Annotated in this window: 10 protein-coding genes; 6 read left to right on the top strand and 4 right to left on the bottom strand. The window is 71.7% G+C overall.

Translation table 11 applies throughout. The features are described from left to right. Nucleotides 1-24: 24 nt before the first annotated feature. Nucleotides 25-966, top strand: coding sequence for a lysylphosphatidylglycerol synthase domain-containing protein (locus H1W00_RS02030; protein WP_181753186.1), 942 nt, complete (start codon nt 25-27; stop codon nt 964-966). Here the strand turns inward: H1W00_RS02030 and H1W00_RS02035 are convergent. After that, nucleotides 919-3,705 (bottom strand): YfhO family protein, encoded by a 2,787-nt coding sequence (locus H1W00_RS02035; RefSeq protein ID WP_181753188.1) that lies wholly within the window; start codon nt 3,703-3,705, stop codon nt 919-921. The genes H1W00_RS02030 and H1W00_RS02035 overlap by 48 nt on opposite strands. Nucleotides 3,706-3,819: 114 nt before the next feature. On the opposite strand from H1W00_RS02035, the gene H1W00_RS16365 reads away from it, so the two are divergent. The 4 genes from H1W00_RS16365 to H1W00_RS02055 are packed head-to-tail and all read left to right on the top strand — an operon-like array spanning nt 3,820 to nt 10,339. Beyond that, the gene (locus H1W00_RS16365; protein WP_241732806.1) at nt 3,820-4,311 is read left to right on the top strand and encodes a hypothetical protein; all 492 of its coding nucleotides are present in this window, start codon (nt 3,820-3,822) and stop codon (nt 4,309-4,311) included. Next, entirely contained in the window at nt 4,308-6,773 is a 2,466-nt protein-coding gene (locus tag H1W00_RS02045; protein WP_181753190.1) for a CDP-glycerol glycerophosphotransferase family protein, read from the top strand. The genes H1W00_RS16365 and H1W00_RS02045 overlap by 4 nt, the downstream gene beginning before the upstream one ends. Then, nucleotides 6,770-9,325, top strand: coding sequence for a CDP-glycerol glycerophosphotransferase family protein (locus tag H1W00_RS02050; protein WP_181753191.1), 2,556 nt, complete (start codon nt 6,770-6,772; stop codon nt 9,323-9,325). The genes H1W00_RS02045 and H1W00_RS02050 overlap by 4 nt, the downstream gene beginning before the upstream one ends. A 33-nt stretch (nt 9,326-9,358) precedes the next feature. Further along, entirely contained in the window at nt 9,359-10,339 is a 981-nt protein-coding gene (locus tag H1W00_RS02055) for a class I SAM-dependent methyltransferase (protein ID WP_181753193.1), read from the top strand. 6 nt (nt 10,340-10,345) lie between these two features. Here the strand turns inward: H1W00_RS02055 and H1W00_RS16935 are convergent, their stop codons facing one another. The 3 genes from H1W00_RS16935 to H1W00_RS02070 all read right to left on the bottom strand — a co-directional run bounded on the left by H1W00_RS16935 (nt 10,346) and on the right by H1W00_RS02070 (nt 14,444). Then, nucleotides 10,346-11,893 (bottom strand): glycosyltransferase, encoded by a 1,548-nt coding sequence (locus H1W00_RS16935; protein WP_181753195.1) that lies wholly within the window; start codon nt 11,891-11,893, stop codon nt 10,346-10,348. A gap of 42 nt (nt 11,894-11,935) precedes the next feature. After that, nucleotides 11,936-13,498: an AMP-binding protein gene (locus tag H1W00_RS02065; protein ID WP_181753197.1), complete on the bottom strand. Its 1,563-nt coding sequence runs from the start codon at nt 13,496-13,498 to the stop codon at nt 11,936-11,938. An 85-nt stretch (nt 13,499-13,583) separates the two neighbouring features. Further along, entirely contained in the window at nt 13,584-14,444 is an 861-nt protein-coding gene (locus tag H1W00_RS02070; RefSeq protein ID WP_181753199.1) for a phosphoribosylaminoimidazolesuccinocarboxamide synthase, read from the bottom strand. Nucleotides 14,445-14,515: 71 nt separating this feature from the next. Here H1W00_RS02070 and H1W00_RS02075 point away from each other — a divergent pair, with 71 nt between their 5' ends. Beyond that, on the top strand, nt 14,516-15,685 hold the full coding sequence (locus tag H1W00_RS02075; protein ID WP_181753201.1) for an MFS transporter: 1,170 nt from the start codon (nt 14,516-14,518) through the stop codon (nt 15,683-15,685). Nucleotides 15,686-15,687: the final 2 nt, after the last annotated feature.

Raw genomic sequence — 15,687 nt, forward strand, 5'->3', positions numbered from 1 at the left:
TCGAGCGGTTGCTAGCCTCAGCACGTGGACGCGCAGCCGGTGGGGCCTGCCCCGACGGGCGAGAAGCGCAGCGGCGCCCGTGCGTGGGCTCGCCGAGCGGCGCTCGTCGTGATGCTGGCCCTGGCCGTCGTGGCCATCACCCGCAACTACCAGGCGATCGCCGAGGACCTCGAGCGCATCCCGCCATGGACCGTGGCCGCGGCGTCGGTGTTCGCGGTGCTGGGCATGCTGGCGTCCCTGCAGGTCTGGCGCGAGCTCCTCGCGGGTCTGGGATCGCGCCTGGGCCTGAGGATCTCGGCGCACATCTTCTTCGTGAGCCAGCTCGGCAAGTACGTCCCGGGCAGCCTCTGGTCGATCGTGGCCCAGATGGAGATGGGGCGCGAGCACCGGGTCCCGCGGCGGTCCGCCGCCGTGCTGGGCGTGCTGGCGCTGGTGATCTCCGGCGTCGCCGGGATCACGGTCGCCGTGGCGCTGATGCCGTGGGTCACCCCCGAGCTGCGCCACCGGTTCTGGTGGCTCGTCCTCGTCCTGCCCCTGCTCTACGTCGCGATCCACCCGCGGCTGCTGGACCGCGTGCTCAACCGGCTGCTCCGCCTCGCGCGGCGCGAGCCCCTCCCTGAGGCGATCGGCTGGAGGTCCCTGCTCAAGGCCACCGCGTGGCAGTGCCTCACCTGGCTGCTGCTGGGGCTGCAGGTGTGGTTCATCGTCATCGGCCTCGACGGTGACCCGGTGGAGACCCTGGCGCCCTCGATCGTCGGCTACGCCCTGGCGTACACGCTGGGAATGGCCGCGTTCTTCCTGCCGGCCGGCGCGGGCGTCCGCGACGCCGTGCTGGTGCTGGCACTCGCCGGATCGATGCCGACGTCCACGGCGCTCGTCGTGGCGCTGGTCGTGCGCTGCCTGGCGACGCTGGTCGACCTACTCCTCGCGGGCATCCAGCTGGTCATCCACCGCGTCGCCGCGTGACCTCGTCCGTCGCCGGACCAGCGGGACGACGAAGACACCGGCCGTGAGCAGCGCGGCTCCCGCGCTGATCGCCAGGCCTGGCGCCAGTCCGGGTGCCCGGTACGCCAGCTCCACCGTGTGGCGGCCGTCGGGCACCGGCACGGCCGCGAAGGCGTGGTTGGCGGCCACGAGGTCGACCGGCTCCCCGTCGACGGTGGCCTCCCAGCCCTCGCGGAGGATCGAGTCGCCCACGACGAGGTAGCCGTCGCCGTCGGCGTCGACCTCGACCTCGATCGATCCCGCGTCATCGCGGACGGTGTCGACGCGGGCGCTCGAGCCCTCGGCCTCGAACGGGCCCGGCTCGTCCAGCAGCACGCGGTCGGCGGGCACGCCCTCCCCCAGCAGCTCGAGCCGCTCGTCGGCGGACTCCACCACGCGGCTCTCGCCCGCCCAGCGGATTCTCGGCAGCGAGGTCGACCGCTCGTAGACCAGCGAGCCGGCGTCGACGTGCACGAGCTTGAGGCCGTCATCGTCCGGGCGCAGGGCGCGGCACGAGAGTCCGTCGGCGGTCGCGTCGAGCTCGACCGCGCGGGGCGCGCCGGAGAACCACACCTCGACCTCGGCGTCATCCGAGGAGGGCAGGTCCTCACCGGCCACACCGATGCGCAGCTGGCCGTCCTCCATCGTCGTGTTGAAGGCGCGAGCGCCCTCCACCACCTCGCCCCCGGCCGTGACCCGGACGTGCGCCTGGACCCGGTCGTCGTCCTCCAGCGGAACGGTCCGGTCGAGGGACAGGACGACACCGCGCAGCGGTCCCGCCGGCAGCTCGCAGGACGCCCGTTCCTCGTCGCCGAGGGTCACGGTCCCCGAGCGCTCGCCGGACGGATCGTCGGCCCTGCCGACGATCTGGCTGGGCCGGACGGCCCAGTACTTCACGGAGAACTGGTCCAGGAGCGGGTCGTCGCCGATCTCGGGGGTGGGGAGGTCGGCGAAGCGGGTGTAGGTCCGCGTCACCTGGGTGTCGGGCGACACCGCCTGGAGCAACTGCATCCAGGCCGGCGCGGTGAACTCGTGTCCCACCGGCGTCCGGAGCTTGTAGTAGTCGGACGTGGCCGGGTAGCCCCACATGCCACCGCTGGCGTAGCGATCGGCGCCGATGTTCGCCTGGAGGAACTCGTGGGCCTCCGTCACGGGGTACAGGTTGCTGCGGTCGCTGAGTGGCCAGACGTGCCGCGCGAACACGACGGCCTGGACGATGACGATCACGACCAGGGCGAGCGGGACGAACGGACGCACCCGGCGGCTGAGGAGTCCCGCGGCCAGGACGGCGACGCCGGCGAGGGCCCAGATCGCGGGCGCGACGAGCTGGTCCCTGACGAGGCCCGTGGCGCCCGTGATGGCGGCGACCTCGTGCACCCGCCACCCGACGTAGAGGGCACCGAGCGCGAGGACGGCGCCCACCGCGAGGCGGCCCACGAGGGGAAGACGCCGGCGCTCGGGACGGGGACCCGGTCCGTCGTCGTCCGACATCAGCCGGTCGAGGCCGAAGGCAGCCGCGAGGGCCACCAGGAACCCGACGATGGAGGTCGCGCGGCCGATCTTGTTCGTGTCGAATCCCGGCAGCTGCTGCAGCAGGTCCAGCGGCGCCCCGCCGAACCACGTCAGCCAGACCCAGGCGGCCAGGAGCACCGAAATGAGCGCCACGACCCCCGGGCGGACGCGGGCGCTGCGCCCCAGCACGAGGAGCGTCAGCACGAGGAGCACGGCGCCGACGCCGACGTAGGCGATGCCCTCGATCGGGTTGGTGCTGCTCCAGCGCGCGTTGTCGACGCACGTGCCCCACGCCCGTGGTGCCACGCTCGTCACGAGCAGCTCACTCGGGGACGCCTCGCGCGGCTCCCGTCCGGCCAGCACGGTCTGGAGGTTCATCACGAAGGGCAGGATCTGGACCGCCGCCAGGGCCACGCCCAGCACCACGCCACCCGCCGCGCCGGCGTACGCGAGGACCGTCGCGCGGGTGCCCTGCTGGCGCCATCCCACCACCAGCACGTAGACGGCGCCGGTCGTCAGTGCGAAGAGCGTCACCGCCGGGAAGCCACCCAGCAGCATGCTCGCCACGACGAGGCCGACCCAGGCGACGTCGCGCGCGCGACGCTCCACCACGACCCGGTCCAGCGCCCAGAGCAGCAGCGGGATGAACACGGCCACGCGCGTGTGGGGCCAGTTCGTCCACATCAACATGAAGCCGCACGTGAAGAACACGAAGCCGGCGAGCAGGCCCGCGCTGCGACGGACACCCCAGCGGCCCAGCAGGGCCACCATCCCCACCACGACGATGACGAGCTCGGTGAGCTTCACCCACGCCGGCGCCACGTGGCTCGGCAGCACCCAGAACGGCCAGGTGACGGGGCTGAGCACCGTGTGGTTCGGCAACGACGCCATGGGTGCCCCGCCGACCTCGTAGGGCGTCCACGTCGGCCACACCCCGCTCCGGGCGGACTCGACGGTGTTGACGATCGCGGGGTACAGGGCGTCGAACGTGTCGCCGCGGCACCACATCGCTCCCGCCGGAACAGCGCCGGTCGCGGTGAACGGCCAGTACGCCCGGAGGAAGTCGACGTCGAGGAAGACCCCGAAGCCGAACAGCGCCGGACCGAACGTCAGCGCGACGAGCAGGACGAAGCCGAGCACGACGACGGCGCGCGTGACGCGCTCGACCGGGGTGGCCCCGGTCCGCTCTCGCGACGTCGTGTCCGTCATGGGTGTGCTCCCTGGCCTGGTCGGGCGGACATCTCCTGCGCGGAGATGACGGAGGACGGGCGGTGTCCCCCAGCAGTTATGATGACGGGGCCGACACGACAGGGGGACGCGCGGGTGTATTCAGACGTCGACGAGGACGCCGAACTCCGGTCCGAGCTCGAGCGGTGCCGTCGCGAACTCGCCTCCCTGCGCGAGCAGCACGAGGCCTGCGCCGAGCGCGAGGCCGAGCACGACCGGGCCCGGGAGCAGTCCCTGGAGATCTCCCGTGTCCTCGACGCCCGGCTGACGGCCGAGGAGCGGCAGACCAGCGGCCCGAAGGGCTGGCTGAAGCGTCGTGTGATGCCCAACGCAGCCACGGGCGAGGAGATCGAGGACGTCACCGAGCTGCGCGCCTCCGCCCTGTTCGACGGGGCCTGGTACCTGCGGGCCTACCCCGAGGTCGTGACCACCGGCCTGAGCCCGGCGCTGCACTACCTGCGGCACGGCGCCGCAGAGGGCAAGGACCCGGGACCCGACTTCAGCACCAGGCGCTACCTCGCGAAGCACCCGCTCGTCGCGCGCAAGAAGGCCAATCCCCTCCTCAACCACCTCCGCACGCACCAGTGACCGCCGACGACCTGGCCGCGCTCGAGACGATGTCCGAACGCGGCAGACTCCAGGCCGAGACGGCCGCCGTCGCCCCGTACTTCGACGAGGCGTACTACGCGCTCTCCCTGCCCGAGCTGCCCGACACCGTCACCGACCTGCTCGAGCACTTCTGCACCACGGGATGGAAGCAGCTGCGCAAGCCGAACGCCGACTTCGACGTGTGGTGGTACTGGGCCAACCACCTCGACCCGGCCGAGGAGACGATCAACCCCCTCGTCCACTACGCGCTCGTCGGTCGTGATGCGGGACTGTCCACCCGGCCGGCGACCACCGCCGCGGGCCCCGGTGCGGTGCTGCCCACCGACCGGCCGGTGCGCCGCGCGACCCTCTTCGCCGGCTTCGACACCGAGGGGGTCGTCGACGAGGCGGCCCTGCTCCTGCTGCGCGAGCTGGCCCGGTTCAGCGACGTCTTCTGCCTCTTCGACGGGTACCTCCCCGACGCCGAGCTGGCCAAGCTGCGCGAGGTCGCGCACGACGCCTGGGCGATCCGCCACGGCGCCTACGACTTCGGCTCCTACGCGATGCTCGCCAGCGAGCTCGTCGGCTGGGAGCGGCTCGAGCAGAACGACGAGGTCCTGTTCGTCAACGACTCGTCCTACCTGGTGCGGCCGCTCGACGCGGTGTTCGGGCGGATGGACGCCCAGGCGTGCGACTGGTGGGGCCTGCAGGCCACGAAGGGCATCGCGATGACGCGCGACGTCCCCGAGAACGCGTTCCCCGACCCGATCCCGCTCGACACGGTGCGCGAGGAGCTGCTCGACCGGTTCGAGGAATCCGTGACGTACGACTTCCTCGTCGGCTCCTACTTCCTGGCCTTCCGGCGTCCCGTGCTCGACAGCCCGGTCTTCCGCAAGCTCGTCGAGAGCGTCACCGCGCAGCGCTCGAAGCGCCTGGTGATCCAGAAGTACGAGATCGGGCTGACCCACCTGCTGATCGGCCACGGCCACCGCTTCTCGACGTTCGTGCCGCACCTCTATCCCTTCCACCCGATCTTCACGCCGTGGGCGTTCCACATGATCGGTGAGGGGTTCCCCGTCCTGAAGCGGTTCCTGCTGTACCAGAACCACTACGACGTGCCCGAGATCTCGCGGTGGAAGGAGCGGCTCCTGGAGGTCGCGCCCGACGCTCCCGTGGAGGTGTTCGAGGAGAACCTGCTCCGCACGGCTCCCGACGACCTGCTGCAGCGCAGCTTCTCGATCCACACCGGCCCCGACGGCGAGGTCGTCGTGCCCACGCCGATGACGCCCCGCCAGTTCAAGAAGGCCGACACCGCGGCGCCGCGCCGGCCCGACCGCTGGGTGTTCGTCGTCGACCCCGCCACGGGCGAGCTGCCCGACAACAGCCGCGCGATCCTCGACCTCGTCGGCGACGACCCCGAGATCGAGAAGATCGTCCTCACGCGGTCCGCGCGCCTCGACGTGCCCGGTCGCAACGTGACCCGGCTCCCCCAGCGCAGCCCGCAGGGACGCGAGGCGCTGCTGGGCGCCGGCGTCATCCTGGTGAAGGAGCGGCCCTACCGCACGCTCGGCCTCGCGGGTCTGCCCGAGCGCCACGTCGTCGTCGCGGTGCGCGAGGGACTGTCGCTCTCGGCCACCGCCCGGATGCTCAAGCCGGCCGACCACCCGGGCGACGTCCACCCCTCCGACACCGGGCCGCTCGAGATGCTGCACCAGATCCCGCGCCAGGCGATCAGCGGAGTGCTGACCGCGTCGGCCGTCGACCGATCGGCCACACTCGCGGCCCACTGGCCCGCGCGGTTCACCGAGGCCTGGCTGACCGGCATCCCGGCCCACGACCATCTCGTCGCCGAGGTGCCTCCGGCCGAGGTCGCCGCCCAGGAGCAGGGCGTCCGTGACCTCCTGCGCGGACGCCGCCTCGTGCTGCTGGCCACGACGCGCCGGTCCTCCACGGGGTCGGCGAAGCCGTACCCGTACTCCCCGCGCGAGATCGACGCGCTCGTCACGTGGGCGGAGTCGAACGACGCCGTGTGGGGGATCCGCGACCTCCGGGGCGACCTCGAGCGCGCCTACCTGCGGAGGTTCGCCGGATCGGCGCTCGACCTGTCGGCGCAGCGGTTCGGCCGCACCCAGGCCGTGCTGCGCGCCACCGACCTCCTGGTCACCGACCACGACGGCATCGGGCTCGACTTCATGGCCACCGGCCGTCCCGTCGTCAGCTTCGCCCACGACCTCGACGACGTGGCCGACTCGCTGCTGTTCGACCTCGAGCACCTGTTCCCCGGACCCGTCTGCCGCGACTTCGACTCCTTCCACGCGGCGCTCTCGCACGCCCTCGACTCGACCGAGCCCTCGCGGCGCTACCGGCGCACCCGCGACCTGCTGATCGACCACCTCGACGGACGCAGCACGGAGCGGGCCGTCGAGCGCCTGCGCCTCGAGCTCGAGGGGGGTGCCGCATGACGCACGACGAGTTCGCCCTGGCCTGGGTCGCCTTCGCCGCGCGGTGGGACGCGGCCCGGAGCGAGTCCGCCGAGGCCGCGCAGGCACTGCTCGACGAGGTGCTGTCCTCGGGACTGTCGCCGGCCCCGGACACGGCCGCGCCCGCCTCTGAGCCAGTCGTGCTGGCCTGCGAGATCGCCCTCGTCAAGCGCGCGAAGGCGCTCGACGTCAAGGCCTACCGGCGCTCGCAGTCAGTGGTGCGGGCCGCCCAGACCGGACCTTACAAGCACTACTGCGGCACCGGCTGGAAGCAGCTGGTCAACCCGCGGATCGACTTCGACCTGTGGTGGTACTGGAACGAGCACCTCGACCCGACGCGCGAGGACGTCAACCCGCTGGTGCACCACCTGGTCTCGGGGCGGCACCAGGGCCTGCCCACCCTGCCGCCCGCCCACGACGTGCGACCGCCCACGACGTTCGAGCCCGGCCAGGCGGTCCGGCGGGTCTGCCTCTTCGTGGGCTACGACCCCGACGGCATCGTCGACGACCACGTCGTCGCCTACGTCACCGAGCTGTCGCGGCACGCCGACGTCTACTACCTGGCCGACTCCACGATGGCGCCCGGCGAGCTGGAGAAGCTGGCCGACGTGACCCGTGGGGCCTGGGCCATCCGGCACGGCCGCTACGACTTCGGCTCGTGGTCGATGCTCGCCCAGGACCTCGTCGGCTGGGACGTCCTCGAGACGTACGACGAGGTCGTGTTCGCGAACGACAGCGCCTACCTGGTGCGGCCCCTCGACGAGGTGTTCGCGCGGATGGACGCCACCCCCGGCGACTGGTGGGGCCTGCACGCCACGAAGCGGCCCTACTCCCGCGACCACGGCGACGACACTCCCCTGCCGCTGGCGGAGGCGAAGGAGCGCTGGCGCGTCGCCAACGAGATCGACCCGCTCGACCACCTGCACCTGAGCTCGTACTTCCTCGTCTTCCGCCGCCCGGTCGTCGCCGACCCGGGGTTCCGCGCGCGGATCGACTCGGTCCGACGCCAGGCGAAGAAGCCGTTGGTCATCCTCAAGTACGAGATCGGCCTGAGCCGGTACCTGCTGACCCACGGCTTCGACTTCGCGACGATCGTCGACGGCCTCTACCCCTACCTGCCGGCCTACACGGCCGACTACTGGGACGTCGTCGCCCAGGGGTTCCCGCTGCTCAAGCGCAACCTGATCTCGGAGAACCCGCGGCGCACGCCCGATCTCGCCGGCTGGAAGGAGCGGATCCTCGACCTCGTTCCGGGCGCCGACGTCGAGTCCTTCGAGCGCAACCTGCTCCGGGTCAGCGCGGACGACCAGCTGCGGCACAGCCTCTCGATCACGACCCGCCCCGACGGCACCGTCGACTACCACGAGCCCTGGGCGTGGGCGCGCTTCCGCACCGAGGACCGCTGGGCGCCCAAGTTCGACCACTGGTGGGCGTTCCCCGTGTGCGCGTACTCCCACACGCTCTCGGGCAACGAGCGAGCCCTGTTCGACGAGGTCGCCCACGACCCGTCGATCAAGAAGATCATCCTGACCCGCTCGCGCCGGATCGACCTGCCCGGCCAGAACGTCGTCACCGTCCCGCTGATGAGCCGCGAGGGCCAGCACCACCTCGTCAGGTCGCGCCAGATCTTCGTCAAGCACGGACCCCGGATCAACGGGCACTGGCCGGTCTCCCCGATCACCCACAACTTCGTCAACCTGTGGCACGGGATCCCGCTCAAGCGCTTCGGCTCGGCGATGATCGATCCGCCGCCCGAGCTGGAGCGGGCCGAGGGCCGCGAGCACGCGGCCACCCGCGCCGTGGTCACCTCCAGTCGGCTCGACTCCCTCACGATGCGGTCGGCCTTCTGGCCCCTGGCCCACGCCGACATGTGGCCCACCGGGCTGCCGCGCAACGACTACATCCGGTGCGAGCCCGAACGCCTCCCGGCCGACCTCGCCGAGTCCGTGCGCCGGCTCGAGGAGGACACGCAGGGGCGCAGGCTGGTGCTGTTCCTGCCGACCTTCAAGGACGCGCAGGACGAGGCGTACTACCGGTTCAGCCCCGAGGAGCTCGCGTGGCTCCAGGACTGGATGTACCGCCACGACGCCGTGCTCGGCGTCCGCGAGCACATGGCCGACTCGGCCAAGACCTACTGGCACCAGCTGGCGCCCCTCGGGGCCATCGACGTGTCCAGCCGGCGCTACCCCGACCTCGAGGTGCTCTACCGCAGCGCCGACGGCCTCGTCAGCGACTACTCCAGCTGCCTCGTCGACTTCATGCTGACCGGACGGCCCATGGCCAGCTTCGCGTACGACCTGGATCGCTACGCCCAGCAGGAGCGCGGGCTGTTCTATGATCTGAGCCAGGTTCTTCCCGGGCCCGTGTGCGAGACCTTCGACGACCTCGCCGCAGCGCTCGACGGCTTCTTCGATCCGCTGACGCCCGACCAGGAGGAGGACTACGCCTGGCGGCGTCGGCTCTTCTTCGACCACGTCGACGACCGGGCCTCCGCTCGTGTCGTGGCCCGGGTGAAGTCCCTTTACGGCAGCTGACCCCCCGCCTGTCGAACAGAGAGTTGACCGCACATGTCGCACTACGCCGTCGAGATCGACCCGACGAACCTGAACACGAGCCACGCTCAGGTGATCGATCTGCTCGGCGACGCCCACCGCGTGCTGGACGTGGGCTGCTGGGCCGGTGACCTCGGCCGCGTCCTGATCGAGCGCGGCTGCCGGGTGAGCGGTTTCGAGCTCGACGCCGAGGCCGCCGCGATCGCCGCGGAGCACCTGGAGTCGGTCGTCGTGGGCGACCTCGATGCGGCGCCCCTGAGCGGGCACTTCGAGGCGGGCTCCTTCGACGCGATCATCTTCGCCGACGTGCTCGAGCACGTCATGGACCCCGTCAGTGTGCTCGCCGACAGCGCGCGCCTGCTGGCTCCCGGCGGCCGCATCGTCATCTCGATCCCGAACGTCACCCACGGCTCGCTGCGGCTGGCGCTGCTGCAGGGCCGCTGGCGCACGACCGACACCGGCCTGCTCGACCACACCCACATCCGGTTCTTCTCCCGCGAGGGCCTGCTGCAGATGGTCGCCGACGCGGGCCTGGTGACCGACGAGCTGCGCGGCACCACGGCGGACCCGCTGGGGGTCGAGGTGGACGTGGACCCCCACGCCCTGCCGACCGGCGTGCTGGCGTGGATCCGGACCCAGCCCGATGCGATGGTCTACCAGTTCCAGCTCGCCGTCCGTCCCCCGCGCGCCGGCGAGGTGCCCACGACGCCCGAGCTGGTCGTCGGCAAGGACCCGCGCTGGGTGCGTCCGGGCCCCGATGCCGAGCACGTGATGACCGCCGCCTGGCGCGCGCAGCTGGTCGAGCGCGACCGCATCATCGGGCTCGAGACCACGGCCGCCGTGGCTGCGGCGGAGACTCGGCGGCTGCAGGGGATGGTCAAGCGCCTGCGCGCGCAGGTGCGCGAGCTGGAGAAGCCCGCGGCCCCGCCGGCACCCGCCTCCGGTGCGCTCCGGCGCACGGCAGGTCGTGTCCGGCGCCGGCTGCGACGTCGCTGAGGCCCGTCAGCGCACGTTGTTGGAGTAGCGCTCCCGCACGGCCTTGCGCCGTCCCCAGCGGTTCTCGAGCCGCGCGAACTCCCACGGGCGGACGGCGTTGTCGCGCGTGACGGACTCGAAGTGCCACAGGCTGACCTCGTGCAGCCACAGCGACCGCAGTCCGGCGCGGCTCGTCTTGAGCCCGAAGTCGACGTCGTTGAAGTTCATCGGGAACCGCTCGCTGAAGCCGCCCACCTCCTCGAACACGTCGCGCCGCACCGCCACGCACGCACCCGTCAGCGCCGTGACCTCGCGATTGACCTGCAGCTCGCCCAGCTCGCCGGGGGCGTCCTCGGCGGCGGTGCGGTACGGATCGGACAGGAAGCCGCTGCCGAAGCGGACCCCGCCGTGCTGCACGGTGCCGTCCTCGAAGAAGAGCTTGGCACCGGTCGCGCCCACGCCGGGCTCGCGCAGCGGGGCGATGAGCGTCTCGATGACCTCGTCGCTGCGCGCCGCCATGTCGTCGTTGAGGAAGACGAGGACGTCACCGGCCGCGTAGGCCGCCCCGACGTTGCACTTGGCGCTGAAGTTGAACTTCTCCGTGAAGACGACGAGCCGGATCCGCAGGCCGTGGCTCTCGCGGAGCGCGCGCAGCTCCTCGAGCACCTCCTCCGGCGTGGGACGGTCGTAGACGATCACGAACTCGAGGTCGGTGTGGCGCGTGTGCTCGGCCACCGTGCGCACGGTCTCGGTGACGAGGTTGCGGTGGGCACCCCAGACCTCCCCCGAGGTGCCGATCGTCGGGATGATGATCGAGGTGGGCGTCGTGACGTCGGGACAGCGGACGATGCGCAGCAGCCCCGGCGCCTCCGACACCGTCACGGTGGCCTCGATCCCGACGCGGTCGAGGTGGGCCTGCACGACGGGGACGGCGTCCGCGGCCTCGTGCTCGGGTCCCCCGTTCCGGCGGTAGAGGACGCGCTGCACGTGCCGCACGTCGCCGCCGCGCTCGCTGACCCGCAGGAGCGCGTCGAGCCCGGCGGCCGGTCCGCTGTCGGGCGAGAAGCCGCCCGCGGCGAGGAGGGAGCTGCGACGCAGGACGCTGAGACGTCCCACGTAGGCGTGGTGCAGCAGCCGTTCCGGCGACCAGTCGGGCTTGAAGTACGGTCGGCGCCCGGAACCGTCGGGCGCGGGCTCGTCGTGGTCGCTGTACACCACGTCGAGCTCGTCGCCGGCGGCGTCGACGGCCTTCGCCACGACCACGAGGGCCTGGGCCGTCAGCTCGTCACCGAGGTCGAGCAGGCCGACGAAGTCACCGGTCGCGGCGTCCAGGCCCGCGGACGGGCCCGCCGCGGACTCCACCGTGACGATCCTCGGCTCGGCCGCGGCCGCCTCGCGCAGGGCGTCGACGACCTCGGACGCCGCCGCGGGACCGTGGACCACCACCCACTGCCAGTCCCGCAGGCGCTGCCCGCGTACGGACGCCGCCGTGAGGTCGAACGCCTCACGGCTCGCGTCCTCGACGGTGGTCAGAAGTGAGAACCGCGGCGTCGTCACGCCATCGCCTGCATGCACGCCGCGAGCCTACTGGGACGACGCCGCGGTTTCACGGGGCGATCAGTCGATCTCGCGCTTGAGGATCTTGCCCGTCGCGGTCATCGGCAGCGCGTCGCGGAACTCCACGATGCGCGGGTACTTGTACTGGGCGAACTGGCCCTTGGCCCACTCGCGCAGCTCGGCCTCGGTGGTGGGATCGTCGGTGTTCTTGACCACGACCGCCTTGATCTCCTCGCCGTGCGACTCGTGCGGGACGCCGATGACGGCGACCAGCGAGACCGCCGGGTGCGTCATCAGCACCTCCTCCAGCTCGCGCGGGTACACGTTGTAGCCGCCGCGGATGATCATGTCCTTGCTGCGGTCGACGATGTAGAAGTAGTCGTCGTCGTCCTTGCGCGCGAGGTCGCCCGTGCGGAACCACTCGCCGTGGATCGCCTCGGCGGTGGCGGCGGGGCGGTTGTAGTAGCCCTTCATGATGCCGTGGCCCTTGATGGCGATCTCGCCGATCGCCTCGGGGTCGTGGGCCAGGTCGGACCAGTCGTCGTTGATGAGCTTGAGCTCGACGCCCTCGACGGCCCGGCCGATCGAGCCCACGCGGACGGGCTCGCCACGGACGCCGAACGAGGCGACCGGCGACGTCTCGGACAGGCCGTAGCCCTCCTGGATGACGATGCCGAACTTCTCCTCGAACTGGCGGTGGATGTCGACGGGCAGCGCCGCGCCACCGGACGCGGCGACGCGCAGGTTCGCCGCGATCGCCTCGACGTCGACGCCGCCGTCGGACTGCGCCAGGGCCTGCAGCAGGCCCCAGTACATCGTCGGGACGCCGGCGAAGAAGGTGACCTTCTCCTTGAGCAGCAGCGCCAGCGCGGCGTCGGGCTCGAAGCGCGGCAGGTAGACGATCGTGCCGCCGAACAGGATCGCGGTGTTCTGGATGACGCTCTGGCCGAAGATGTGGAACAGCGGCAGCACGGCGAGGTAGGTGTCGGGGTCGCTCTCGTCGGCGCCGAACAGCGACGGGCCGAGGCCGGCGTTCGCGCGCAGGTTGCGGTGCATCAGCTCGGCGCCCTTGGGCTGGCCGGTGGTGCCCGACGTGTAGAGGATGACGGCGGTGTCGTCGTCGTCGCGCTCGACCGTGGTGAACTCGGGCGACTGCTTCGCCACGAGCGGGCCGTAGAACTCCGGCGCCTCCATGGGCTCGGGCGCGGCCGAGTCGAGCTTGATGAGGAAGAACTCCTTGCAGCCCTCGACCTGGTTGAATCCGGCCCAGGCGCGGTCGCCGATCGGCAGGTCGGGCGTGCCCTCGAACGCGAAGAAGGCCACCGCGTCGGAGTCGTCGAGGTGGTACGCGACCTCACGCTCGGACAACAGCACGTTGAGCGGGACGACCGTGGCGCCGGCCTTGAGGATGCCGAAGTAGACGATCGTGAAGTAGGGCAGGTTCGGGATCGAGATCGCGACCTTGTCGCCGGGCTTGATCCCCCGCTCGACCAGCAGGTTCGCGACCTGGTTGGCCGCACCGTTGACCTGCGCGTAGTTCAGCCGCGTGTCACCGAAGACAATGGCGGTGCGCTCGGGGTACTTGGCGGTCGTGTCGTCGAGGATCGCGGCGAGATTGGTCACGGTGCCTTCTTTCGGGGGGTGTGTCCTCAGTTACATCGACACTGTAATCGAGGCCCGGACCGCCACCGACACCCTGTCCATCACCTCACCAGCTCAGCCCGGTGAGCCTCTCGTAGGCCTCGATGTAGCGCTCGCGGGTGCGCTCGACGATCTCGTCGGGCAGCCGCGGCGGCGGAGTGTCCGACGCCCGGTCCCAGCCCGACTCGGCCGACGTCAGCCAGTCGCGGACGAACTGCTTGTCATAGCTGGGCTGGGCCTGCCCGGGCACGTACCGGTCGGCGGGCCAGAAGCGCGACGAGTCGGGCGTCAGCACCTCGTCGGCCAGGACGATGGTGCCGTCCGGGCGGGCGCCGAACTCGAGCTTCGTGTCGGCCAGGATGATGCCGCGCTCGCGGGCGATCTCCTCGGCACGGCCGTAGACCGCCAGGGTGAGGTCGCGCAGTCGCTCGGCCATCTCGGCGCCGACGGTCGCCACGATCGCCTCGAACGAGACGTTCTCGTCGTGCTCGCCGAGGTCGGCCTTCGTGGCGGGGGTGAAGATCGGCTCGTCCAGCCGCGAGCCGTCGACGAGGCCGTCGGGCAGCGGGATGCCGCACACGGCGCCCGTCTCGCGGTAGTCGATCAGGCCGGAGCCGGTGAGGTAGCCGCGGGCGACGCACTCCACCGGGAACATGTCGAGCCGCTCGACGACCAGCGCCCGCCCCGCGACCTCGGGCGGCACGTCGGTGCTGACGACATGGTGCGGCACGAGGTCTTCCAACTGGTCGAACCACCACAGGCTCATCCGGGTGAGGATCTCGCCCTTGTCGGGGATCCCCGGCTCGAGGATGAAGTCGTAGGCGCTCACCCGGTCGGAGGCGACCATCAGCAGGTGGTCGCCGTACGTGTACAGGTCGCGCACCTTGCCCGAGTGCAGGTGGGTGGCTCCGGGGATCTCCAGCGGCATGGCATCAGGCTAGTGGCCTGCCCAGCCGCGCGTTTCCGTGGCAGGCTGTGCCGGTGCCATCGACCCGGACCATGACCACGACCCTGCTGGTGTCGGCCCTCGTCGTCTACAGCGCACAGGGGATGCTCGTCCCGGTCCTGGCACCCGTCACACGCCTCGTCGGGCTCGGCGAGGTCGATCTCGGCGCGGTCATGACGCTGTCGGCGGCGATGCTCGTGGTCGCCGGGCCGTGGTGGGGCCGCGAGGTCGACCGCATCGGCGTGCACGCCGTGCTGGTCCGCGGGCTGCTGATCGCCACCGTGGGTGCCACGGGGTTCGCCGTGATGACCGAGCTCGCGGCACGGGAGGAGCTGCCCCGTTGGGTCGTCCTCGGGGCGTTCGCACTGACGCGGGGGGTGCTCTACGGGCTGGGCTTCGCGGCCGTGCCGGTGGCGGCGCTGACGTACCTCGCCTCCACGAGCCAGGGCGCGATCGAGCGCACGAAGGCGATGGGCGCGTTCGGCGCGGTCCAGGGCATCTCTCTGGTGGTCGGGCCCGCGCTCGGCGGCCTCGCGGCGATCGGCGGACTGCTGCTGCCGGTGTACCTCGCGCCGGTGCTGGTCGGTGCCACCCTCGTCGCCGTCTGGCTCCTGCCGGTGCCCGAGCGGCAGGAGCGTCCGGAGCGCGAGCGACTCGGGTTCCGCGATCCTCGCGTGCTGCCGTTCCTCCTGGCCGGTGGCGCGCTGTTCCTCGGCCTGGCGCTCGTGGAGATCATCCTGGGCTTCCTCGTGCAGGACCGGCTCGGACTGTCGGACACCGCCACCGCACAGGTGGTCGCCGTCGCCGGCGTGCTGATCGGCATCGGGTTCGCGGTGACGCAGGCCTTCGTGGCACCGCGGGTGCCCGGCGGGCCCCGGGCGCTCATCGTGGTCGGCAGCCTGGTCGCGGCGGTCGGCTACGCCGGAGCCGTGTTCGCCTCCAGCACGGCCACCCTGCTCCCGGCGATGGTCGTCGTCGCGGCGGGGCTGGGGCTCGCGGTGCCCGGCTACAACGCCGGCGCCACCCTCGCGGTCGAGCCGAGTGAGCACGCCGCCGTCGCGGGACAGCTCTCCGCCACCGTCGGCCTCACCTACGTGGCCGGCCCGGTCATGGGCGCCGGGCTCTACGGGCTCAACGACGTGGCGCCGATCGTGGGCGCCGGGCTGCTGTCGGTCGTGGCAGCCGGATTGGCCTTCGCGCGGCTGCGACCCGTGGCACGATGACG

This window comes from Aeromicrobium phoceense (genome assembly GCF_013868155.1).
In the GTDB taxonomy this organism is placed as follows: Bacteria; Actinomycetota; Actinomycetes; order Propionibacteriales; family Nocardioidaceae; genus Aeromicrobium; species Aeromicrobium phoceense.

Coding starts and splice junctions, on each gene's coding strand:
- H1W00_RS02035 (WP_181753188.1), bottom strand. CDS start 3,705: ATGACGGACACGACGTCGCGAGAGCGGACCGGGGCCACCCCGGTCGAG.
- H1W00_RS02070 (WP_181753199.1), bottom strand. CDS start 14,444: ATGCCGCTGGAGATCCCCGGAGCCACCCACCTGCACTCGGGCAAGGTG.
- H1W00_RS02050 (WP_181753191.1), top strand. CDS start 6,770: ATGACGCACGACGAGTTCGCCCTGGCCTGGGTCGCCTTCGCCGCGCGG.
- H1W00_RS02075 (WP_181753201.1), top strand. CDS start 14,516: ATGACCACGACCCTGCTGGTGTCGGCCCTCGTCGTCTACAGCGCACAG.
- H1W00_RS02055 (WP_181753193.1), top strand. CDS start 9,359: ATGTCGCACTACGCCGTCGAGATCGACCCGACGAACCTGAACACGAGC.